Origin of the sequence: Methylobacterium phyllostachyos (assembly GCF_900103445.1) — a bacterium.
Lineage (GTDB): Bacteria > Pseudomonadota > Alphaproteobacteria > Rhizobiales > Beijerinckiaceae > Methylobacterium > Methylobacterium phyllostachyos.
Genome location: NZ_FNHS01000011.1, coordinates 168,604 through 191,438, shown reverse-complemented (window position 1 = coordinate 191,438; position 22,835 = coordinate 168,604). Strand labels below are relative to the sequence as shown.

18 protein-coding genes are annotated in these 22,835 nt (G+C 70.8%); 4 read left to right on the top strand and 14 right to left on the bottom strand.

Annotated elements, in window-relative coordinates:
- Nucleotides 1-47 precede the first annotated feature (47 nt).
- Nucleotides 48-2,021, top strand: a complete 1,974-nt coding sequence (locus BLQ49_RS18765) for an AI-2E family transporter (RefSeq protein ID WP_091718385.1) — start codon at nt 48-50, stop codon at nt 2,019-2,021.
- Nucleotides 2,022-2,169: 148 nt separating this feature from the next.
- Here the strand turns inward: BLQ49_RS18765 and BLQ49_RS18760 are convergent, their stop codons facing one another.
- Complete coding sequence (locus BLQ49_RS18760) at nt 2,170-3,996, bottom strand: cation:proton antiporter (protein ID WP_091718383.1); 1,827 nt, start codon at nt 3,994-3,996, stop codon at nt 2,170-2,172.
- A gap of 657 nt (nt 3,997-4,653) precedes the next feature.
- Here BLQ49_RS18760 and BLQ49_RS18755 point away from each other — a divergent pair.
- Nucleotides 4,654-6,159, top strand: a complete 1,506-nt coding sequence (locus tag BLQ49_RS18755; RefSeq protein ID WP_091718496.1) for an aminotransferase-like domain-containing protein — start codon at nt 4,654-4,656, stop codon at nt 6,157-6,159.
- On the opposite strand, the gene BLQ49_RS18750 is transcribed toward BLQ49_RS18755, so the two are convergent.
- The 5 genes from BLQ49_RS18750 to tauA all read right to left on the bottom strand — a co-directional run bounded on the left by BLQ49_RS18750 (nt 6,133) and on the right by tauA (nt 11,242).
- The gene (locus BLQ49_RS18750; RefSeq protein WP_091718381.1) at nt 6,133-6,912 is read right to left on the bottom strand and encodes a sulfite exporter TauE/SafE family protein; all 780 of its coding nucleotides are present in this window, start codon (nt 6,910-6,912) and stop codon (nt 6,133-6,135) included. The two genes, BLQ49_RS18755 and BLQ49_RS18750, sit on opposite strands and share 27 nt — an antisense overlap.
- Nucleotides 6,913-6,915: 3 nt before the next feature.
- Nucleotides 6,916-8,436, bottom strand: a complete 1,521-nt coding sequence (locus BLQ49_RS18745; protein WP_091718379.1) for an aldehyde dehydrogenase family protein — start codon at nt 8,434-8,436, stop codon at nt 6,916-6,918.
- A gap of 113 nt (nt 8,437-8,549) precedes the next feature.
- Nucleotides 8,550-9,392 (bottom strand): ABC transporter permease subunit, encoded by an 843-nt coding sequence (locus tag BLQ49_RS18740; protein ID WP_091718377.1) that lies wholly within the window; start codon nt 9,390-9,392, stop codon nt 8,550-8,552.
- Nucleotides 9,389-10,180 (bottom strand): taurine ABC transporter ATP-binding protein, encoded by a 792-nt coding sequence (locus tag BLQ49_RS18735; RefSeq protein ID WP_091718375.1) that lies wholly within the window; start codon nt 10,178-10,180, stop codon nt 9,389-9,391. Before BLQ49_RS18735 ends, BLQ49_RS18740 begins: the two co-directional genes overlap by 4 nt.
- 21 nt (nt 10,181-10,201) lie before the next feature.
- Nucleotides 10,202-11,242 carry a taurine ABC transporter substrate-binding protein gene (gene tauA / locus BLQ49_RS18730; RefSeq protein WP_091718373.1) on the bottom strand — a complete coding sequence of 347 codons (1,041 nt, stop codon included), beginning with the start codon at nt 11,240-11,242 and terminating at the stop codon, nt 10,202-10,204.
- Nucleotides 11,243-11,504: 262 nt separating this feature from the next.
- On the opposite strand from tauA, the gene BLQ49_RS18725 reads away from it, so the two are divergent.
- Together BLQ49_RS18725 and BLQ49_RS18720 are read left to right on the top strand one after the other, a co-directional pair.
- Nucleotides 11,505-11,903 carry a nuclear transport factor 2 family protein gene (locus BLQ49_RS18725; protein WP_091718371.1) on the top strand — a complete coding sequence of 133 codons (399 nt, stop codon included), beginning with the start codon at nt 11,505-11,507 and terminating at the stop codon, nt 11,901-11,903.
- Between the two features lie 12 nt (nt 11,904-11,915).
- A complete protein-coding gene (locus BLQ49_RS18720) occupies nt 11,916-13,304 on the top strand; it encodes an NAD(P)/FAD-dependent oxidoreductase (protein WP_091718370.1) in 1,389 nt (462 codons plus the stop codon).
- Between the two features lie 76 nt (nt 13,305-13,380).
- On the opposite strand, the gene BLQ49_RS18715 is transcribed toward BLQ49_RS18720, so the two are convergent.
- From BLQ49_RS18715 to BLQ49_RS18680, 8 genes are all read right to left on the bottom strand, one after another.
- The gene (locus BLQ49_RS18715; RefSeq protein ID WP_091718369.1) at nt 13,381-14,403 is read right to left on the bottom strand and encodes an ABC transporter ATP-binding protein; all 1,023 of its coding nucleotides are present in this window, start codon (nt 14,401-14,403) and stop codon (nt 13,381-13,383) included.
- Entirely contained in the window at nt 14,400-15,395 is a 996-nt protein-coding gene (locus tag BLQ49_RS18710; protein ID WP_091718368.1) for an ABC transporter ATP-binding protein, read from the bottom strand. The genes BLQ49_RS18715 and BLQ49_RS18710 overlap by 4 nt, the downstream gene beginning before the upstream one ends.
- Before the next feature lie 3 nt (nt 15,396-15,398).
- Nucleotides 15,399-16,322, bottom strand: coding sequence for an ABC transporter permease (locus tag BLQ49_RS18705; protein ID WP_091718367.1), 924 nt, complete (start codon nt 16,320-16,322; stop codon nt 15,399-15,401).
- Nucleotides 16,319-17,302, bottom strand: coding sequence for an ABC transporter permease (locus tag BLQ49_RS18700; protein WP_091718366.1), 984 nt, complete (start codon nt 17,300-17,302; stop codon nt 16,319-16,321). The genes BLQ49_RS18705 and BLQ49_RS18700 overlap by 4 nt, the downstream gene beginning before the upstream one ends.
- Complete coding sequence (locus BLQ49_RS18695) at nt 17,299-18,918, bottom strand: ABC transporter substrate-binding protein (RefSeq protein WP_091718365.1); 1,620 nt, start codon at nt 18,916-18,918, stop codon at nt 17,299-17,301. The genes BLQ49_RS18700 and BLQ49_RS18695 overlap by 4 nt, the downstream gene beginning before the upstream one ends.
- The gene (locus tag BLQ49_RS18690) at nt 18,909-19,901 is read right to left on the bottom strand and encodes a CobW family GTP-binding protein (RefSeq protein WP_091718364.1); all 993 of its coding nucleotides are present in this window, start codon (nt 19,899-19,901) and stop codon (nt 18,909-18,911) included. The genes BLQ49_RS18695 and BLQ49_RS18690 overlap by 10 nt, the downstream gene beginning before the upstream one ends.
- Nucleotides 19,898-21,535, bottom strand: coding sequence for an amidohydrolase (locus BLQ49_RS18685; RefSeq protein ID WP_091718363.1), 1,638 nt, complete (start codon nt 21,533-21,535; stop codon nt 19,898-19,900). The genes BLQ49_RS18690 and BLQ49_RS18685 overlap by 4 nt, the downstream gene beginning before the upstream one ends.
- 292 nt (nt 21,536-21,827) lie before the next feature.
- Complete coding sequence (locus tag BLQ49_RS18680; RefSeq protein ID WP_091718362.1) at nt 21,828-22,835, bottom strand: D-2-hydroxyacid dehydrogenase family protein; 1,008 nt, start codon at nt 22,833-22,835, stop codon at nt 21,828-21,830.

Genomic DNA, 22,835 nt, shown 5'->3' with positions numbered 1-22,835 from the left:
GACGTTATGGAGAAGCTGTCTGGTGCCAGGCAGCGAGGAGTTTGCGTATGCCAATCGATGTGCCGGACGCCCTGAAGCCGCCTGCCCAGGTGCCTCCGCCGCTCGTGCCGGGCCTGCGGGGCCTCCTGACCCTCGCCGTCGGCGTCGTGCTGGTTGCAGCCCTGTATTTCGGCCGCGAGGCGTTCGTTCCCCTCGTGCTGGCCATTCTACTCAGCTTTGTCCTGGCGCCCGTGGTCCAGCTGCTGCGGCGGATCAAGTTCGGGCGCGTTCCCTCGGTCATCGTCGCCGTCTTGCTGGCGCTGGCCGTGGTCGGCGGCATCGGTGCGGTCATCGGCACCCAGGTCGCTGGGCTCGCCGGCAACCTGCCGCAGTACCAATCCACAATTCAGAAGAAGTTCGCCGGCCTGCAGCAGGGTTGGCTCGGCGAGGCGAACAAGCTCCTGCAGAAATTCAATCACCAAGTCCAGGACGTTACGCAGAAGGCTGACGCCGCCGGCACGACCGCTGCGACCGGCCCAACCGGCGACACGCCGAAGGCGCAACTCGTGCGCGTCCAGGAGCCCGAGCCCTCGCCCCTGGCGCTGGCCGAGAAGGTGCTCGGCCCGGTCGTCTCGCCGCTGACCGACGTCGGCATCATCCTCGTCGTCGTCGTGTTCCTGCTCCTGCAGCGTGAAGATTTGCGCAACCGCATGATCCGCCTGTTCGGGTCGAGCGATCTGCACCGCACGACGGTGGCGATGGACGACGCGGCCGGCCGGCTCGGCACCTACTTCCTGGCCCAGCTCGGCATGAACGCGACCTTCGGCGTCATCGTCGGTGTCGGGCTCTGGTTCATCGGTGTGCCCAACCCGCTGCTGTGGGGCGTGCTGTCGGCGATCATGCGCTTCATCCCGTATATCGGCGCCATCGTCTCGGGCGTGTTCCCGGTGGCGCTGGCCGCTGCGGTCGACCCGGGCTGGTCAATGGTGATCGCCACCGCCGCCCTGTTCCTGATCGCCGAGCCGGTGTTCGGGCAGGTGGTCGAGCCGCTGCTCTACGGTCACTCGACCGGCCTCTCGCCCTTCGCGGTGATCGTCTCGACGCTGTTCTGGGGCTTCCTGTGGGGGCCCATCGGTCTGATCCTGGCAACCCCGTTCACGGTTTGCCTGGTGGTGCTTGGACGGCACGTGGACAGCCTCGAGTTCTTCGACGTGCTGCTCGGGGACCGGCCGCCGCTGACCCCCGTCGAGAATTTCTATCAGCGTATGCTGGCTGGCGACCCCGATGAGGTGCGGGAGATCGCCGAGGGCATGCTGAAGGACCGTTCGCTGTCGTCGTACTACGACGAGGTGGCGCTCAAGGGGCTTCAGCTCGCCGCCAACGACCACGCCCGCGGCGTCGTCACCCCTGCCCAACTGGAGAATATCCGCGCCTCAGCACGCTCCCTCGTGGCGGACTTCGACGGCCTCGACGACGTCGAGCCGTCCGTCGACCCCAAAGCGGTCAACCCATCCGAAACCCCGACCCTGGCCGAGCGCGTGCATCCAAAAACCGAGGCGGTGCCGGCTCATGCCCCACCGCGGGATGCCCTGCCCGAAGCTTGGCGGGGCGATGCGCCGGTGCTGTGCATAGCCGGCCGCGGGCCGCTCGACGAAGCGTCCTCGGCGATGCTGGCCCAGTTGCTGCGCAAGCACGGGCTTGGCGCGCAGGTGACCCCGTACCAATCCGCCTCCCGCGAGGGCATCCGCGCGCTCGACCTCTCCGGCGTCGCAATGGTGTGCATCTCCTACCTCGACATCACCGGGAACCCCTCGCACCTCCGCTACCTGCTGGAGCGGTTGAAGCGACGCGCGCCGGGTATTCCCATCCTGGTGGGCCTCTGGCCGGTCGGCGAGAAGGTGCTCACCGACGCGGCGCTCGGCCGGGAGGTTGGTGCGGATGCCTACGTCTCGTCGCTGCGCGAGGCCGTGGATGCCTGCCTGAGGGTCGCGACCGAATCCGCGCCGTCTCAGGGGTCACCCACCGCCGTACGGGCGGCTTGACCGGTTGTCGGGGATTCACCCCCGTGACCTGCAACGTCGCGGCGGACGGATGCCGAGACTGAGATCGAACGCTGACAGCCGTACTGGGTCTGCCGCAGCAGGACCCGGTACGCCCAACCGGTTTGGCAGGAACTTCGAAGGTCGGCCCTCATGCAACGGCCAGGGGAAGCGTCTCGGCGGTCTCGTGGCACGCATGTTTGGGCATGGCGTAGGTCAGCAGGCGATCGCCCGCCTCGATGGCGGCTTGTTCGTGATCGACGGAGATGAATTCGACCGTTCCATCCGACTTGATGATCAACAAGCGTATGGCGTCTGACGCCAGAGCGGATTCCGCAGGAACGACGTCGAACTGCCAACCGGCGTCGTGGTGTCGTGCAAGGGTGTCGAAGTCGGTCTTGCCCCCACCCAGCACCTTTCCGCGGGCATCTCGGCTCACGCCCGTATCCTCGTGCAGGAGGTGGTCGGCCGATGGAGCCAGTTGGTACACGCGCTCGCGGCCGATCTCGGGGGCCAGTCTGGTGCAGACCAGGGCGTTGTAGAGTTCGTCGCGGGTCGCCGCGAGCAGATGGTCCGGCGGATTGTCGGCGAGGCCTTCCTCGGCATGGCGGGACAGGAGTTCGGCCTGCAGCGTCGGGACACCTGCCTCCTGCGCCGCGTGCAAGGCACCGGGATAGGTGTCGATCAGGACGACCGGCACGCCCGCACGGTGGAGGGCGACGACCATGTCGGTCGACCACGGGCAGGCGCCAACGACTGCGAGTCGCTGGCTCTCGGCCGCTGCGGAGAGGCCGAACCGGCGGGAGAGCGGCCCCAGGGAAAAGCCGTGCAGGATCACCGTCGCGACGATGACCGCGAACACGGTCGGTTGGATGAGATCGCCGCCGGGGTATCCCGCCTCGGTGAGGCGGGGGCCGGCCACGCCCGCGACGGCCGCCGCGACGATGCCGCGGGGCCCGATCCAGCCAACGAAGATGCGCTCCTGCCGCGATAGGTCGCTGTTCAGCGTCGCCAGCCAGGTGGCGGCTGGACGGACCAGAAACACGATGGCGGCGGCCAGGCCGATGATGGGCAGGGACAACTTGCCGAGGACCCCGAGGTCGAGGTCGGCCGTCAGCACCACGAAGAGGCAGGAGACCAGCAGGACGACCAGGGCTTCCTTGAACCGCCGCAACTCCGCGATGCCCGGCACATGCCGGTTGGCGAGTGCGATGCCGAAGACCGTGGCGCCGATCAGCCCCGCCTCGTGCATGAAAAGATTCGGGACGACGTAGGCGATGAGCGCCAATGCGAGGAGCACCGGGGTCTTCAGGGTCTCGGACACGAGGTCGCGCCGGAACGCCCAGGCTACCAGGAAGGCCGAGCCCACGCCGAGGGCGACGGCCACCATGACGCCCTCGGCGAGATGGAGCGTGAGTGCGATGACAGGATTCTCCCCGGCCTGATGCGGCACGCCCACCAGGATCTCGATCACGACCGCCGTGAGGATGGCCCCGACCGGGTCGTTGATGATGGCCTCCCACCTGAGGAAGGCGGCCGAGCGTCGCTCCAGGCGCGCGTGACGCAGCAGCGGCAGGATCACCGTGGGACCCGTCACGACGAGGATCGCACCGAACACTGCCGAGGGGCCCCACATCATCCCGCCGACCAGGTGGGCCGCGAGCGTGCCGAGGACGAAGTTCATCGGGAGGGCGAAGGCGGTCAGCCGTAACACGCCCTCGCCGGATGCCCGGAGTTCGCGGAAGTCGAGGGCGAGGCCGCCCTCGAACACCACGATGGCCACCGCGAGCCCGATCAGCGGCCGGAGATTGTCCCCGAAGTCCCGGGTCGGGTGCAGCAGGCCGAGCACGGGCCCCACGAGGAACCCGAGCCCGAGCAGCAGCACGATGGCCGGGATGCGCAGACGAGCGGCGAGAACCTGGGCGGCGATCCCACCGCCCACGATGCACAGCACAGCCGTCGTCAGTCCGTGTTCCATGCGCGATGCTCCGGACGAATGTCCGGAGATGCCCAAGGGCGTCCGAACCGGGTTTCAGGTGCTAGGGACGTCGAGGGCCGCGCGGCTCCCCCGGACAGGCGGAGACTTGGCAGTGCGATAGCAACAATCTCGGTGCAGGATCTCGGTTCCCCTGAGCGCCTTCGCCTAGCCTAGCTCTCCGGCACCTCCGATTCACGGGGTCCTATCCGACGGGGAGACGCGTCGGCTCTTCGAACGTCACGGCGCTGTTCCCGGCACGGTGAGCACGGGCGGCGGCGTAGGCGGGGCGCCCGCATGATCGGGCCAGGCGGCCGATGCGCGGCCAACCCCGTCCAGGGGTTGAAAGCCGAGCGGTCCTCCACCTGCTGGCGATGTGCGTCGGACCACGTCTCCTGAGGGAGGGCGCAGTCAGGTCCCTCGGTGCCGACGTCGAGCATGCTCTGACCCTGGCTGAAGGAACCGAGATTTGAGCGTTCGGCCCCGCGGCTTCATTGTCGAGGGGCTTCGAGACCGGCGCGGCAGCAAAGCGCCTATATCGGACGCTGAGGGAGCCGTAATACCGTCTCCAAAGCGGGCTTCGCGCGGAGATGCGCCGATCCTGGATCGCTGGCGCCATCCTTGCCTCGGGTGATGTGTCCGAAGCCGGAGCCGCATGCCATGACTGTCACCGATCATGCCCTCGCCTGGACACAGCTGTTCGGGGACCTCGACCGGAGTGGCTTGGCGCTACACCTGCAGATCCGTCGGGCGATCGTGACGGCCATCGAACGGGGGTTGTTCACCGCAGAGGCCCGGCTGCCTTCGACGCGTCAGCTGGCGGCGCTGCTCGGGGTCGCCCGCAACACCGTGGTGAACGCGTACCAGCAACTCATCGATGAGGGTTTCCTGGTCGCTCACGAGCGCAGCGGGATCTTCCTGGCGCCGGATCTGACCGTCTCCGAGACACGCGGACCGACCCATGGACGAACCATCGCGTGGTCGCGGCGCTTCGCGGTCCGGCCGGCGCAGTTGCGGCAGATCACCAAGCCCCGGGACTGGCTCGACTATCCCTATCCCTTCCTGTTCGGCCAGTTCGATCCGTCCCTATTCCCGGCCAACGATTGGCGCGAGAGCGTGCGGGCCGCCTCCGGAGTATCCGAGATCAACGCCTGGGCGGGCGACCTGATCGACGAGGACGATGCCGATCTCGTGGAGCAGCTCCGCCTGCAGGTGCTGCCGCGGCGGGGCATCTTCGCGAGCGCCGACGAGGTGATGGTCACCATCGGCTCGCAGCAGGCCCTCTCGCTGCTGATCCAGCTGCTGGTCGGCCGCGACACCCCGGCGGGCGTCGAGGATCCCAGCTACCCCGATACCCGCAACATGCTGACCCTTGCCACCGACGACCTCGCGACGCTCGCCATCGACCGGCACGGGGTCGTGCCCGATGCCGCCTTCACCAGCCGGGACGTGGCGTTCGTCACCGTGGGGCATCAGTGCCCGACAACCGCGGTGATGCCGCTGGAGCGACGCCGCGCCCTCCTCGAGGCCGCGCGGCGCCACGACGTCGTCCTGGTCGAGGATGATTACGAGGCCGACCTCGCCCTGGCGGACGAGATCCCGTCCCTCAAGAGCCTCGATGCGGATGGCCGCGTGATCTATGTCGGCAGCTTCTCGAAGGTGCTCGCCCCGGGCCTGCGGGTTGGCTACGTGGTGGCGCCCCGGGCGGTGATCGCGGAGCTGCGCGTGCTGCGGCGGCTGATGCTGCGCCACCCCCCCTCGAACAATCAGCGCGCTACCGCGATGTTCGTGGCGCTCGGGCATTACCGCACGCATCTGCGCCGGACCGCCACCGTCCTGGAGGAGCGCGCCGCCCGGATCGCCGGCCTGCTGCCCCGCCTCCTGCCCGCCTTCCGCTGGCGGCGCGATCCGGGGGCCACGAGCTTCTGGGTGGAGGGGCCTGCGGGCCTCGATGCCCGGGATCTCAGCGTGCGCGCCCGCGCCCGCGGTGTCCTGATCGAGCCTGGCGACATCTTCTACGCCGATCCGGAGGCCGGCCGGGCTTGCTTCCGCCTGGGCTTCGCCTCGATCCGCACCGACCGGATCGAGGCGGGTCTCACCCGCCTCGCGGGACTGGTCACGTCGGCTGGAATCCTCGCGTCACAGGGGATGCCCGAGCAGGTCTGAGACCGCCTGCGCCACGCTCGTGACCGCGACGGCGCAGAGCAGCAGGATCGACAGGGCGCGATGCCCCCGTCCGCCGCCGCGATGGAGGATCGCCTCGCCGAGCCGGCTGCCGGTGACGATGAGCGGGACGCCGATCATCACCGGGATCGCCAGGGAGGCCCTGAACAGCCCGGCGGTCGCGAGGCTGACGGCGCTGGCGATCGACGTCGCCAGGAAGAACACCAGCAGCGAGGCGCGTCCCTGCTGCGGCGAGAGAGGCGTCGCGAGATAGTAGGCGACCACGGGGGGACCCGGCATGGCCGCAAGCCCGTTGCACAGGCCGGCGGCCAGCCCGACCGCCAGGGTCGCACCGCCGCGCGGGAGCCCGGCGAAGCGGAAGCCGCGCAGGAGCGCGACGGTCCCGCAGCCGCAGACCAGCGCGATGCCGAGCCGGGCGACGTCCGGGCTCGCCGCAGCCAGCGCGGCCACGCCGAGCGGCGATCCGACCACCGTGCCGGCGACGAGCCAGCGGAGCGACGGCCAATGGCAGGTCCGGCGCGCCCGCGGGAGGTCGGACAGGCTCGCGCAGAACTGGAGGGCGACGGCGAGTGGGACGCACTGGCTCGGCGGGAGCGAGAAGCCGAGCAGCGGCACGGCCGCCAGGGCGAACCCGAAGCCCGTGAAGCCGCGGATGAGCGCCGCGGCGAAGATGGCCGCCGCGATGGCGACCAGGGATCCCAGCTCAGGCACGAGGACGGTGGGAACGGGGCCCATGCCCTAGCGCATGTCGACCACGATGGTCTTCTTGCGGGTGAAGTGCTCCAGCATCGACTCCAGGGAGGCCTCCTTGCCGAGACCCGACTTCTTGAAGCCGCCGTAACTGAGGTTGGGCTGGATCGTCAGGTTCTGGTTGACCTGGACATAGCCTGCATCCAGCGCGTGCGATACGCGCAGCGCCCGGCGCAAGTCCTGCGTCCACACCGTCGCGGCGAGGCCGAAATCGCCCGCATTCGCCGCCTGCAGGACGGCTCCCTCGTCGGAGAACGGCACGACGCAGGCGACCGGACCGAAGATCTCGTCGCGCATGAGCGGGCTGTCCTCGGTCAGACCGGTGAACAGGACCGGCTCGACGAACAGGCCCTCGGCGAGATCCGGCGCGGCCGGCAGGCGCCCGCACCGCACGGCCCGCGCGCCCGGCGTCGCCTCGCCTTGAGCGATGTAGTCCAAGATCTTGGCGCGCTGCCGGGCGTTGATCACGGTGCCGATATCGGTGGCCTCGTCCAGGGGGTCGCCCATCCGGAGGTTCGAGACGGCGGCGGCGAGTCGCTCCACGAACCGGTCGTGCAGCTGAGCGTCTACGTAGATCCGGCTGGAGGCGGTGCAGCTCTGGCCCTGTCGGGTGAAGCGCATCCCGGCCACCGCGCCGGCGACGGCCCGGTCGAGGTCCGCATCCGCGAAGATCAGCATGGGGCTCTTGCCGCCGAGTTCCAGGCTCACCGGGATCAGCTTGTCCGCGGCCTCGCGGTAGATCGCCTCCCCCACCGCCTGCGAGCCCGTGAAGGTGACCTTGGCAACGTCAGGATGCCGGACCAGCGGCGCCCCGCAGGCGGGACCGGTCCCGCAGATCACGTTGAGGACGCCGGGCGGCAGGAGCTCGGCCAGGAGGCGCGCGGCCTCGATCGTCGCGAAGGGCGCCTCCTCGGAGGCCTTCACCACCACGGTGTTGCCGGCGACCAGGGCCGGTCCGATCTTGAGCGCCATCAACACGAGGGGCACGTTCCAGGGCAGGATCGCCGCCACCACGCCCAGGGGCTCGCGCGTTGTCAGCGCGAGCATGTCCGGGCTGAACGGCAGCGTCTCGCCCTTCAGTTCGGTGGCGAGACCGCCGAACATCGCGAGGATGTCGGCCGCGGTGGCGATCTCGGGTCGGCACTCGGTGCGGATCGCCTTGCCGGTCTCAGCCGCCAGCAGCGGGGCGAGACCCGGGGACGCCGCCGCGATCCGGCGCCCGCCCTCCGCCACCAAGCGACCGCGCTCCCGGGCCGGTACCCGCGCCCAGGCCCGGCCGGCGGCGCGGGCCGCCGCGACCGCGGCCTCGACATCCGCCGGGCCGGCCGCCGGTGCCTCGGCCAGGGCGAGCCCGGTGGCCGGATCGAGGACGGTGAGGCAAGCGCCGCCCGCCGGGCCCACCAACGCGTTGCCGATCAGGTGGCGGCCGGCTAGCGCGGCCAGGAGGTCGCCCACGCCCCGGGGAAGACGCGCTCGCCCACGCGTCGGGCTCTCGGGGTCGTTCGACATGGGCGGCTCACTCGTGCGGACTGGGGCGTCCCGCCGTCGATAGGGGTGCCTCCGCCGCCGGGACAGGTCCAGCCGGCGGCGCGTGAGGGGGCCAGGGCGAGCCCGGGCTGCCCTCAGGCCTTCCCTTTCCAGGGCACCAGCACGCGCTCGAGCTGCCGCAGGCCGACCTCGAACAGGGTCGCGAACAGGCCGATCAGCAGGATCCCCATCACCACCACGTCGGTGCGCAGGAAGTTGGAGGCGTTGAGGACGAGCTGGCCGAGGCCGGCCTGGGCCGCCACCATCTCGGCGGCGACTAGGGTGGTCCAGCCCACGCCCATGCCGATCCGCAGGCCGATCAGGATCTCCGGCAGCGCCGCCGGGAGCACCACGTAGCGCAGGACCTGCAGGCGGTTCGCCCCGAGGGCGCGGGCCGCGTTGATCTGGTCGGCGGAGGCCGAGAGCACGCCGGAACGGGTCGCCAGCGCCACCGGGGCGAAGCAGGCGAGGACGATCAGCAGCACCTTCGACAATTCGCCGATCCCGAACCAGATGATCATCAGCGGCAGGTAGGCGAGCGGCGGCAGCGGCCGGTAGAACTCGATCAACGGATCGAGGATGCCCCGGGCGATCCGGCTCGTTCCCATGGCCAGCCCGGCCGGGATGCCGAGCAACGTGGCGACCCCGAACGCCCCGAGGACGCGCATCAGGCTGTCGCGGACATGGATGCCGAGGGGAGCACCGTCCAGGTCACCGTTCCAAGCCTGGCCGAGGGCCGACAGGATTGCCTCCGGCGGCGGCAGGAACAGCGGCTTGATCCAGCCGCTATGGGTCGCGGCCGCCCAGAGGCCGAGGCAGGCCAGCACCGTGGCGGTGCTGACGATCGGCACCAGCGCGCCGCTGCGGCGGATGCCGCGCCGGGGGCGGGATCGCGGCGTTTCGGAGACGGCCGTCGCGTCGAGGGGCAGGCCGCTCATCGGGAGCCCCCGAGCGCCGGATCGGTCCGGTGATGGATACGCGCGAGCACGCGCTCCCGCACGGCGATGAAGTCGGGGTCCGACTTGACCGCCCGGGCCTCCCGCCCGGCCACGACCGCGCGCGAGAACGGCAGGTCGATCGTCTCGACGATGCGGCCCGGCCGCGGGCTCATGATCAGGAGTTTCGTGGCCAGGAACACCGCCTCCTCGACGTCGTGCGTGATGAAGAAGGCCATCTTGCCGGTCCGGTGCCAGATTCGGAGGATCAGTTCCTGGACCTGCTCGCGCGTGAACGCATCAAGGGCGCCCAGCGGCTCGTCCATCAGCAGGGCGCGCGGGTCGGCGGCCAGCGCCCGGGCGATGCCGACCCGCTGCTGCATGCCGCCGGAGAGTTCGTAGACCTTCCGGTCGGCGCATTCGGCGAGGCCGACGAGGTCCAGCATCGCCTCGGCGATCCGGCGCCGCTCCGGGCGCGCGACGCCGCGCAGCTTGGGACCGAACGCCACGTTCTCGGCCACGCTCAGCCAGGGCATCAGGGCGTGGCGCTGGAACACCACCCCCCGGTCGGCCCCCGGCCCCCGGATTGGCACGCCGTCGAGGAGGATGCTGCCCTCGGTCGGTTCGAGGAACCCCGCGATCGCCGAGAGCAGGGTGGTCTTGCCGCAGCCCGAGGCGCCGAGCGCGACCACGAATTCACCGGGCCGGATCGTCAGGTTCACCTGCGAGAGGGCGACGATTCCGGCCTCGCCCTCCCCGTAATGGACGCTGACGTTGCGGATCTCGATCATGCCGCCCTCCGAAGCCGCCGCCTACTGCCGGGCCGCCGCCACGTACTCCCCGGTGACGAACCGGCCGTAATCGGGCGCCAGGGCCTGGACGCGGCCCTGGGCCTTGAGGAAGGCGGCGGTCTCGGTCAGCGCCTTGGCGGCCCCGCCGCCGAGCCAGGCCGGGGAGGCCTGCGCGTCGAGGGTCGGGAAGCGGTAGCTCGCGAGGCTCGCCGGCACATCGGCGGGATCCGCGCCGGTGATCTTGGCCACCGCCTTCACCTCGGGCGAACCGGCGGCCCAGGGCTTGGCCGCGTAGGCGGCGTCCTCGGCGGCGATCAGCTTCACCAGCGTGACCAGGAAATCCCGGTTCTGCGCCGCCCAGGCCCGGTCGACCACGAGGCCGTCGAAGGTCGCCTTGCCCTTGCGGGCGATGTCGCCGGCCGAGATCACCACCGTGCCGGACTTCTTCACCCGTGCGAGCACTGGATCCCAGATGAAGGTCGCGTCGATGTCGCCGCGCTCCCAGGCTGCGGCGATCTCAGGCGGGCGCATGTTGAGGATCGTCACGTCCTTCTGGCTCAGCCCGGCCTCCGCCAGGGCGGCGATCAGCTGGTAATGCGAGGTCGAGACGAACGGCACCGCGACGGTCTTGCCGCGCAGGTCGGCCACGCTTGTGATGCCGGTGCCGTTGCGCGCCACGAGCTGCTCGGCATCGGCGATCTGGTCGAGGATCCAGAACAGCTGGATGTCGAGCCCCTGGGAGGCCGCCGCCGCGATCGGGCTCGAGCCCGCCTCGCCGATCTGGACGTTGCCCGACGCCATGGCGCGGATGACGTCGCCGCCGCCGCCGAACTTGCGCCACGTCACCGTGTAGCCGGTGGCCTTCTCGATCGCCCCCGAGGCCATCAGGGCCCGGAACGGCACCACCATGTCTTGGTGGGCGAAGGTGACCGCCTTCTCGGCTGCCCGCGCGGGGCCGGGCGCGAGGAGGCCCAGAACCAGGGGCGTCAGCGCCGCCAGGGCGGCCAGGGTCGCTCGCCCCACGGAGCGGCGCGGGTTCGATCGCGGTCTTACGCTGTCCATGTCCACACTCCCCTCGGGCCCCCCGGATCGATGCGACTCGGCGTGCCCGCGACAAGGTCCGACAAGGCAAGCCCCGTGCACAAGGGGCCAGACGCCGTTCAAATCCCCTCCGACTGGCTCCTGCATGTCCGACGAGCCCCGGCGCGAACGGCCAACTGGATGCGTCTTTGGCACCGCTCTGGATCTCGCCCGCCGGCCCGCGGCGGCGCTAGGTCGTCGCGAACGACAGCCGCCTGCGGGCGCGCAAGGGGAGCGCGGGTCCATGAGTGAAGCGACGATCGAAGCCGAGCGCCACGCCCTGCTGGAGCGCCTGTTCGCGGCCTTCAACCGCCACGACGCCGACGGCGTCATGGCCTGCTTCACGCCGGGGGTCGTGTTCGACACCGCAGCCGGACTGGAGGCACACGGCCGCCGGCTGACCGGACAGGACGCGGTGCGGGCGGCCTTCGTGGCGGTCTGGACCGACATGCCGGACGTGGCCTGGACGGTGTCGCGCCACACGCTGGCGGGGGAGCGGGCGACGTCGGAATGGCTGTTCACCGGCACCCGGGCCGATGGCGGCCGGGTCGCCGTGGAGGGCGTCGACCTGTTCGTGTTCGAAGGTGGGCTGATCGCCCGCAAGAGCGCCTTCCGCAAGGATCGCCCGGTCCAGGCGGCGTAAGGGAGGCGGAGCGTGAGCCTGACCCCCGATCCCGTCCCGCGTCCGACCGGTGCACCTTATGATCCGACCTACGACCCGCTGACCGACGCTACCCCGGGGACGGACCGCGCCTATGCGCCGACCTACTGGGTCGCCACCGCAGGCCCGCCGCCGGAGGATGACGGCCCGATCACGGGGGACGTCGATGCGGATGTGGTGATCGTCGGCTCGGGCTTCACCGGATTGTCCTGCGCGCTCAGCCTCGCCCGCGATCATGGCATCAAGGCCACCGTGCTGGAGGCCAACCGGGTCGCCTGGGGCTGCAGCACCCGCAACGGCGGCCAGGGGCAGAACGCCTCGGGCCGGCTCAGCCGCTCGCAATGGATCGCCCGCTACGGCCGCGAGACCGCGCTCCGGCTCCACGCCGAGATCCTGGAGGGCTTCGAGTATTTCACCGGCCTCGTGCGTGAGTTCGACCCGGATCCGCAACCCGGCGGCCACATCTACGTCGCCCATCGGCCCCGCACCTTCGCCAAGCTCTCGGCCGAGTCCGAGGTCGCTAACTCGGTCTTCGGCTACCGCACCCGGATGCTAGGCGCGGACGAGCTGCGGCGCGACTGGATGGACGAGGCCGGGGCGGTCGGCGCGCTCCACGAGCCGCTCGGGATCGGCATCCATCCGGCCAAGTTCGCCTTCGGCTATCTCCGGGCCGCACGGGCGGCCGGGGCCAAGGTTCACCCCGCCAGTCCGGTGCTCGGGATCGATCGCGACGGCGGCGGTTTCCGGGTGCGGACGCCCCACGGGACCGTGCGGGCCCGCGCCGTGGCGATTGCCACCGGGGGCTACACCAGCCAGGGGCTGCACCCGCGCCTGCGCAGCCGGATCATGCCGATCCTGTCGAATTCCCTCGTCACGCGGCCCCTGACCGCCGACGAGACCGCCGCGACGCTGCGCACCACGACCTTCGTCACCGACACGCGCACCCTGCGGTTCTACTACCGCCGGCTGCCCGACGGCCGGGTGCAGATCGGCAGCCGCAGCGCCATCACCGGCGCGGACGCGACGCATCCGCGCCACCTGCGCCTGCTGGTCGACGGCCTGCACCAGAAGTTCCCGGCCTTGGAAGGGATCGCGATCGATTATTCGTGGTGGGGCTGGGTCGATGTCAGCCACGACATGATGCCCCGCATCGTCCAGCCCGAGCCGGGCGAGCCCTTGTTCTACGCTCTGGGCTACGGCGGCAACGGCGTCTCGTTCTCGGCCCAGGCCGGCCGCCGGCTCGCCGGGCTGGTGGCCGGGCGCAGGCCCGCCGGCCTGCCGATCTTCGAGGGGGCGCTCCCGGGCCACCCCTTCGCTCCGTTCCGGCGCATCGGGCAGCGGATGCTGTATCGCTGGTACCACCACCGCGACGAGGCGGCCTGAAACGGCTGCACGACGGATTGAATGGGCCGCCCCGTGCGTTTGGGGCGGCCTTTTTCGTAGGAGGAACAGGGCGAGTTCAGGCCGCCTGCGCTCGGTCGAAATCCGGCGCTTCGATCTCGCCGACCCGGTGACAGGCGACGTAGTGGCCCGGGCCGGTCGCCAGCAGGGCGGGATCCTCGGCGCGGCAGCGCTCGACCGCGAACGGGCACCGCCCGGCGAACCGGCAGCCAGCGGGCGGATCGATCGGGCTCGGCGGCTCGCCGCGCACGAGATAGCGCGCCTTCAGGGCGTCCCGCGCGGGACCGGCCGGCACCGCCGCCGAGATCAGCGACCAGCTATAGGGATGGCGCGGGGCGGAGAAGAACGTCCGGGTCGGCGCCTGCTCGACGATGCGGCCGAGATACATCACCGCCACTTCGTCGCAGAGGTGCTGCACGACGCCGAGGTCGTGCGAGATGAAGATGTAGGCGAGGCCGCGCTCGGCCTGGAGCTTGGCCAGGAGATTGAGGATCTGCGCCTGGATCGCGACGTCGAGGGCCGACACCGCCTCGTCGCAGACGATGATGTCGGGCTCGGTCGCCAGCGCCCTGGCGATGCACAGGCGCTGGCGCTGCCCGCCCGAGAACTGGTGCGGGAACAGGCTGCGCGCCTCGGACGGCAGGCCCACCGCGGCGAACAGCGCGTCGAGCCGTGCCGCCGCCTGCCTGCGCGAAAGCCCTTCCAGCAGCCGCAGCGGCTCGGCCACGAGATCCCCGGCGCAGCGGCGGGGATCGAGGGACGCGAACGGGTCCTGGAACACCATCTGGATGTGGCGCCGCGCCTGCCGGAGCCGGGCGCCCCGGAGGCCGAGGATGTCGGCGCCGCGCAGGACCACCTGACCCGCGGTCGCCGGGACGAGGCGCATGATGCCCTGCGCCGTGGTCGACTTGCCCGAGCCGGATTCCCCGACGATGCCGAAGCTGGCGCCCCGGCGCACGACGAAGCTCACGCCATCGACCGCGTGGACCCGCCCGCCACCCGGGACTGGGAAGTGAACCTTCAGGTCGTTGACCTGCAGGAGATCCGCCCCGGTCGGGGCCGATGCGGCGTTCGACGTCATGCTGCGCGGGCCTCCGGGTGCCAGCAGGCCACCGCCCGGGCCGGGCCGGCTTCGGCCAGGGGCGGCTGGGGATTGTCCAGGCAGGTGGCGTCGGCTCGGCCGCAGCGGTCCGCGAAGGCGCAGATCGCCGGCCGCCGGCCGAGCGGCGGGACGAGGCCCGGGATCTCCCGCAGCGGCCCCGTTCCCGCATCGGCCGCCGCGCCGAGGCGCAGGTGCGGCGTGCAGCCCATCAGTCCCCGCGTATAGGGATGCTGCGGCGCGCGCATCACCGACCGGGTGTCGCCCTGCTCGATACAGCGCCCGGCGTAGAGTACCGCCACGGTGTCGGCGATGTCGGCCACCGCCCCGAGGTCGTGGGTGATCAGCACGATGGCGGTGCCCATCTCGTCCTGCAGGGCCTTCAGCAGGTCAAAGACCTGCGCCTGGACGGTCACGTCGAGGGCCGTGGTCGGCTCGTCGGCGATCAGGAGCTTGGGCCGGCAGGCCAGCGCCATGGCGATCATCACCCGCTGGCGCATGCCGCCGGAGAGTTCGTGCGGGTAAGCGTGCAGGCGCCGCTCGGCCGCGGGGATCTGCACGGCCCTGAGCATCGCCAGCGCCCGCTCCAGGGCGGCGCGGCGCCCGAGCCGCTGGTGCAGGCGCAGCGCCTCGGCGATCTGGTCGCCGACCGTGTAGACCGGGTTCAGGGCCGTCATCGGCTCCTGGAAGATCATCGACAGGGCGCTGCCGCGCAGAGCCCGCAGCCGGGACGGCTGGGCGGCCGCGATATCCTCCCCGGCGAGCCGGATGCGGCCGTCGGTGCGGGCGAAGCCCTCCGGCAGCAGGCCCATGATCGCCAGCGCCGTCATGCTCTTGCCGCAGCCGGATTCACCGACCAGCGCGACGGTGCGGCCGGCCTCGACGGAGAAGCTCAGGCGTTCCAGGACCGGCACGGGGCCGTCCGGCCGCGTCAGGGTCACGGTCAGGTCCTCGACGGCGAGAACGGGGTCCATCGCTCAGCTCCGCTTGCGCAGGCGCGGATTGACCGCGTCGTTGACCGCGTCGCCCACCAGGCTGACCCCGAGGACCGCGAGGAAGATCGCCGCCCCGGGCAGCAGCACCGTCCACCACGCCTCGAGGGCGTAGGCGCGGTTCTGGCCGATCATCAGCCCCCAGCTCATCACGTTGGGGTCGCCCAGCCCGAGGAAGCTCAGGGCCCCCTCGAACAGCACGGCGGTGCCGATCGCCAGCGTCGCGGAGACCACGATCGGCGGCGCGGCGTTCGGCAGGATCACCCGGCCGATCAGGTAGAGCGGTCCGGCGCCGGCCGCTCGGGCCGCCTTGACGAAGTCGAGGCCGCGCAGGCGCAGGAACTCGGCCCGGGTCAACCGGGCGGTGGGCGGCCAGGAGACGATGCCGATCGCGATCGTCGTGATGGCGATCCTCTGGCCGAACAGGGTGACCAGAACCATCGCGAACAACAGGGTCGGCAGCACCTGGAAGAACTCGGTGACCTTCATCAGCGCCGCGTCGACCCGGCCGCCGAAGAAGCCGGCGAGCGCCCCGAAGGTCACGCCGATCACGACGGTGATGAGCGCCGCCGAGAACCCGACCAGCAGGGTCGCGCGGCCGCCCTGGAGCAGGGCCGCGAGGATATCCTGGCCGAGGTAATCGGTGCCCAGCAGCGGGTCGCCCCCCGGCGGCTGGAACGGGGCGCCGACGATCTCGAACGGATCGACCCCGTAGAGGTGCGGGCCCGCCAGCGCGGCGAACAGGAGGCCGATCAGGATAAGGGAACCCAGGAGCCCGCTCGGGTTGCGCAGGAACAGGCGCAGGGCGGCGAGGCCGGGATTCACCGCCGGGCGTGGCATTGGGGCCGCCGCCTCGGAACGCATCGGCTCGGGCCGCACCGCCGGCTCGGCCGCGACGAGGGCGCTCATGCCGGCCTCCCGGCGCGGATCCGCGGATCGATCAGGCGATAGAGGAGGTCGGTGACGAGGTTCGCCGCGATGACCAGCAGCGCCGAGCAGAACAGGATGCCGAGCAGCGTCGGGTAATCGCGCCGCAGGATCGAGTCGAAGGTCAGCCGACCGAGCCCCGGCCACGCGAACACGGTCTCCACCAGGATCGCCCCGGCGAAGAGCTGCCCGAACTGGAGCCCGACCATGGTGACGAGGGGGATCAGCGCGTTGCGCAGGGCGTGCTTGCCGACCACGATCCGCTCCGGCAGGCCCTTGGCCCGGGCGGTCCGGACGTAGTCGGCGTTGAGCGCGTCGATCATGCTGGCGCGCATCAGGCGGCTGTACTGCGCGACGTAGACGATGCCGAGGGTCAGCGCCGGCAGGACCAGGTGCTGGGCGACGTCGAGACCGTAGGCGAGGCCGTGGCGCGGGGTGGCCACGTCCTCCATCCCGGCGACCGGGAGCACCGGCCACAGGGAGGCGAACACGACCAGCAGCATCAGACCGGTCCAGAACACCGGCGCGGCGTTGCCGGCGATCGCCACCAGGGAGACCACGTGACTGAGGAGGCCGTTCGGCCTGCGGGCACCCAGGATCCCGAGGCCGGCGCCGGCCAGCACCGCGAGGCCGAGGGACGACAGGACCAGCAGGGCGGTGGCCGGCAGCCGACCCAGGATCAGCCGCGAGACCGGCTCGTTGAAGAAGAACGAGTAGCCGAGATCGCCCCGCACCACCTTACCGACATAGGTTGCGAGCTGCTCGGGCAGGCTGCGGTCGAGGCCGTAGCGCGTGCGGATCTCCGCCATTATTTCCGGCGAGGCGCCGCCCATCTCCCCGGCGATGACCTGCGCCGGATCGCCCGGCGCCGCCTGGATCAGCAGGAAGTTCAGCACCACCACGGCGAGCAGCAGGCCGGCGGCGTTCGCCGCCGTCGCGCCGAGCCTGCGCAGGCCCGTCATCGCTCGGCTCCGGCGGCGCCCTGCGCCCAGGCGACCTCGTCGAGGGGCGAGAGCGGTCCCCAGATCGACAGGGGCAGGTTCGTCAGGCGCTTGTCGTAGACCGCCTTGTAGGGCGTGAGGTTGAGATAGGCGATCGGCGCCTCGGATACGACGATCTTTTGGAATTCGTCGTAGAGCGCCTTGCGCTTCTGCAGGTCGGTCTCGACCGCGGCGGCGTTCAGCAGCTCGTCGACCTTCGGGTTCTTGTACTGCTGGGTGTTCGACCAGATCACACCCTTGCGGATGTTGGTCGACAGGTAGGTCCGCGCCACGCCAATCACCGGGTCGCCCCAGTTGAAGACGTTGTCCATGGTCAGGTCGAAGTCGAAGTTGGAGACGCGCTGCGCCCAGGTCGGGAAGTCCGGCGCGGCCCGGACCTGGAGGGCGATGCCGATCCGCTTGAGGCCGGCCCGCAGGTACTCGGCGACGTTGCGCTGCTGGTCGTTGTCGTTGGGGATGTAGTCGATGGTGAGCGAGAACCGCGTGCCGTCCGGCCCCTTCTTCAGCCCGGCCTCGTCGAGCAGGGCGTCCGCCTTGGCGATGTCGAGCTTGTAGAGGTCGACGGCGGGCTCGTAGAACGGCGAGCCCGGCACGATCGGGCCGGTGGCCGCCTTCGCCACGCCGCCGAGCAGCTTGCCGGTGATGAAGTCGCGGTTGGCCGCCAGCGCGATGGCCCGACGGACGCGCACGTCGTCGAGGGGCTTCTTCCCGCAGTTGAAGGCCAGCCAGTTGATCGGGCCGATCCCCTCGAAGCCGCGATCCGTCACCGTCAGGGTCGGCGCCTTGGCGAGCCGTTCGATGTCGCGCACCGAGGACAGGAACGGCAGCATGCCGATCTCGCGCCTTTCGGTGGCGATGACGAGGCTGTTCTGGTCCGGCAGGATCCGGTAGACGAGCCGCGCCAGCTTGGGCCGCCCGGGGATGAAGAACCGGTCGAACCGCTCGAGCTGGATCGACTCGCCCTGCTTGTACTCGACGAACTTGAACGGGCCGGAGCCGACGGGCTTCAGGTTGGCCGGGTGGGTCTTGATGTCCTGGCCGTCGCCGTAGACGTGCTTGGGCAGGATCGGCATCAGGCCGGGCGACATGGCCAGCAGCAGCGCCGGGTGCGGGCGCGCGAGCCGGATGATGACCGTATGGGCGTCCGGGGTCTCGACCGTCGAGACCGGCTCCAGCATGGTCTGGAACGGATGGTTGGCCTTGATCACTCCGATCGAGAAGGCGACATCCTCGGCGGTCAGCGGGTGTCCGTCGTGGAAGACGGCGTCCTCCACAAGGTGAAGCGTCACGCTCAAATTATCGGGGGCGACGACCCAGGATTTCGCCAGGTAGGGTTGCGGGTTCCACTGGTCGTCGTAGCGCAGCGGGCTCGCGAAGATCTGCGTCGAGACCATCCCGGTGGCGATGCCGGACTGCACGGCGCCGTTGAAGTGGCGCGGCACTTGATTGGTGCCGATCACCAGCGGCGCGGTCGCGTCGTCGGCCAGAGCCTCCGGCAGGCCGAGGATCGGGGCCGTCAGGGGCGCGGCGAGGACCGAGAGGCCGGCGCCGAGGAGCGTGCGTTTGGTCAGGCGCATCGGGTTCGGTCTCCGTGTGGGATGTGCAGGGGGCGCAGCGCGGCGTCGAGGAGGCCGGCCAGCGCTGGGCCGGCTTCGGGATCGGTGGCCGCGATACCGACGAGCTCGGCCGCGTCGGGCGCGGGCTCCGGCAGCAGCGACAGGCTCCAGCGGCGCCCGACCATCTGAAGCAGATGCATCCCGGGCCTGTCGGCCAGACCGAGGCGCCCCTTCAGCCGCAGGAGCGCGGCCGGCATGCCGGTGAGCGCGCGCTCGAGCGCGACGCGGTCGAATGCGCCCGTGCGCCGGTACAGCAGGCGCTGGAAGGCCTCCTCGTGCGGGACCGCCTCGGCCCGCAGCCGGGTCGATCCCCGCCGGGCCCGGTCCGGACCCGCGCCGCCCAGATCGAAGATGGCCGCAGGCAGCGCGGCCGCCACGGTCTCGACCACCGGGACGCCCGGCGCGAGGGCGGCGAGCGTATCCCGGGCTGCCGCGCGGCCCGCTTCATCCACGAGGTCGCGCTTGTTCAGCACAAGGAGATCGGCGGCGCGGATCTGGCGGGCGAGCGTATCGCCCAGGCGCGGGTCTGCGGCGAGGCCGGGCAGGCGCTCGGCATCCGCCAGCACGACGACGCCGCGCAGGACGAGGCCGGGCTCCACCAGGGCAATCTCCGCGATGGCGCCCGGATCGCCGACGCCGCTCGCCTCGATCACGATGTGATCGAAGGGCTCGGGCTCCGCGAGGACGCGCATCAGCGTGTCGAGGAAGCCGTCGGCGAGGCTGCAGCAGACGCAGCCATTGGTCAGCCGCAGGGTCTGTCCATCATGGTCCTGGATCAGGCCCGCATCGACGTTGATCGCCCCGAAATCGTTGACCAGCACCGCGTAGCGGCCCTGCGAGCCGGCGAGCAGCCGGTTCAGCAGCGTCGTCTTTCCGGCGCCGAGGAAGCCGCCGACGACCGTGAGCGGGCAGCGCGTCGCCGGCGCGGGAAGCCCGCGCCTCATGCCGGCGGCACCGCGAAGACGCGGCCGCCCAGCACCGTGGCGTAGACCGGGATGTCCTTGAGCGCCTCCAGGGGCGTCTCGAACGGATCTGCGTCGAGGACGGCGAAGTCGGCGAATTTCCCGGCCTCGATGGAGCCGACGCACTGGTCCATCCGCAGGGTGTAGGCGGCCCCCAGCGTCACGGCGTGCAAGGCTTGGGCGACGCTCAGCCGCTCCTCGGGGCCGAGCACGCGCCCCGACGACGTGGTCCGGTTGACGGCGCACCAGGCGGTGAACAGCGGTCCCAGCGGCGTCACCGGCGCGTCCGAATGGATCGCCAGCGGGATACCGAGCCGCGCCGCGCTCCCGGCGGCGTCGATCCGGGCCGCCCGCTCCGGCCCCATCGTCAGGTCGTGATGGGCGTCGCCCCAGTAATAGAGATGGTTCGAGAACAGGTTGAGGCACAGGCCCAGGGCCTTGACCCGCCGCAGCTGCGCCTCGGTCGCCATCTGGCAATGCTGGAGGGTGTGCCGGTGGTCGGGCCGGGGATGGGTGATCTGCGCCTTCTCGACCGCGTCGAGCGCCGCCTCGGTGGCCTCGTTGCCGTTGGTGTGGATGTGAAGCTGGATGCCGGCGGCGTGGTAGATGCCGACGATCCGGTCGAGATCCTCGGGGGCGACGTACCAAAGGCCGTTCGGCGCGCCGTTGTGATAGCCCGGCGGCAGGAGCCGGGCGGTGAAACCCTGGATCGACCCGTCGACGACGATCTTCACGATGCCGAAGCGGAGGCGATCGGTGCTAGCCGCGGCGAGGCGGCCGATCTTGGCGACCCCGTCTTCCGGGGGGCACGAGACCGAGGCCAGAGCCGGCACGATCCGCACCGGAAGGCCCTCGGTGCAGGCGGCCCCGTAGACCGCCACGGTCGCGTCCGTGAGGTCGTTGTGCAGGTCGGCGATGGTCGTGATGCCCTGGAGTTGCGCGGCCGCGCCGAACCGGGCCACGTCGGCGGCGTCGAGGGTCCCGCTCATCGGGTTGTAGCCGAGCCCCCGGAACAGGCGCAGCCGGGCGGCGATGCCCTGCAATTCCCCGGACGGTGTGCCGTCCGGAAGCTTCGGCACGCCGTCGATGGCCGTGTTCTCATCGAAGCCCGCCATCTCCAGGAGCAGGCTGTTGACGTTGGTGATGTGCAGGCTGGCGTGGTGGACCATCACCGGCCGGGTGGTCGAGACCCGGTCGAGGTCGTGCCGGGTCAGGCGCGCGCCGCCGAGATGCAGCGGATCGAATCCCCAGCCGTAGAGCAGCTGGTCCGGGTCGGCGATGGACCGGTCCGCCTCCGAGAGGCGGTCCACGACGGCGCCGATGTCGCGCAGGCCCGGCACGCGGCGTCCGTCCGGGCTGCGGCGGTCGCCGGCGCCGACATAGGTCTGACGCCAGAGGGTCCCCTCCATCACGTGGGCGTGCCCCTCGACGAAGCCGGGGAGGATGACCTTGTCGGCGAAGCGGCGGTCCAGAACCGCGTCGAGCCCGTCGAACTCGGGCTGCGTCCCAACCATCAGCACGCGCCCGTCCCGCACGGCGATATGCGTCGCATCCGGCCGCGACGGATTCATCGTGATGACCCGCCGGGCCTCGAAGAGGGTGATCTCGCTCGGCATGGCTGTCCTCGGCACGACGCCCAGGATGTCTGCCGTTCGCCCGGGCCGCTAGCGCCAGACGGCGGGGATGAAGGGAGCCAGGGCGCGGCGCCGCGAAATGGGGACCCCCGGGTTACGCGGAGATGCGGGCGGTACCGGCGGCATACAGCGTGGGCGCACTCGACCTCTGAGCCATGGTCTCACGGCCGGCCGCCGTCCGTTTCCGCGGTCGACCTGCTCCGCAGCGGACATTCTGCTTCCGGCCAGTTTCGGACGGCTTGGCTCGGTCTTGTCGCGGGCAGCGAACGGATCTTCAGGCGACCGATGCCACGTTGATTGGAGCGCCCGCCCGCCAAGCGGCGATGACCGACACCACATCGCGAAAGAACAGGCGGTATGATCCTTCGGTAACATAGCCGAGGTGTGGCGTGAGGTAGGCATTCCCCAGGCTGCGCAGAGGGTGATCGGCAGGCAAGGGCTCCTGATCGTACACGTCGAGCGCCGCACCACGGATCCGGCCGGCGCGCAAAGTCTCGATCAGCGCATTCTCGTCGATCAAGGGACCGCGCGACGTATTCACGAGGAGCGCTTCCGGCCTCATCAGGCCGAGTTCGAACGCGCCGACGAGATGCTGAGTCGCTGGGCTGAGCACCATGTGCAGGGTAAGAACGTCCGAGGTCGCAAACAGCCTGTCCTTGTCGACCAGGGTCACGCCAGCAGCCTCGGCACGCTCGGCGGTGAGATTGGGACTCCAGGCGATACGCTGCATCCCGAAGGCCGCGCCGATCGTCGCCACGCGCTGCCCGAGCTTACCGAGACCGAGCAGGCCAAGGGTCCGACCCTCGAGAACGGTGCCGACCGTCGTCTGCCAGCCGCTGTCCCGCATGCCCGCCATCTCGCTCGGCAGATGGCGCATCGCTGACAGGATCAGGCCCCAGGTCAGCTCGGCTGTCGCCGGCTGCATCTCCCCGCCCCCCGTGTGGCAAGCGATGATCCCCCGCTCGGCGAGCGCCGCGAAATCGATCGAGCGCGTTCGAACGCCCGTGAAGATCACGAGCCTGAGGTTCGGCAAAGCCTCGATCAGCCCGCTTGGCAGAGCCATGCGCTCGCGCATGAGGCAGAGTACGTCGTAGGGCGCGAGCGCAACCTTCCCCTCTTCACGATCGAGATTGCGGTCGAACACAGTCACGTCGAGGTCGGGGCCGAGCCGTTCCCAATCTCCATATTCGAGTGCCACGCGCTGGTAGTCGTCGAGAACGGCCACCCGGAGGCTGCGGCCTACAGGGCTGTTCGAGACTTCGGTTGATGCGGCGTCGTTCAT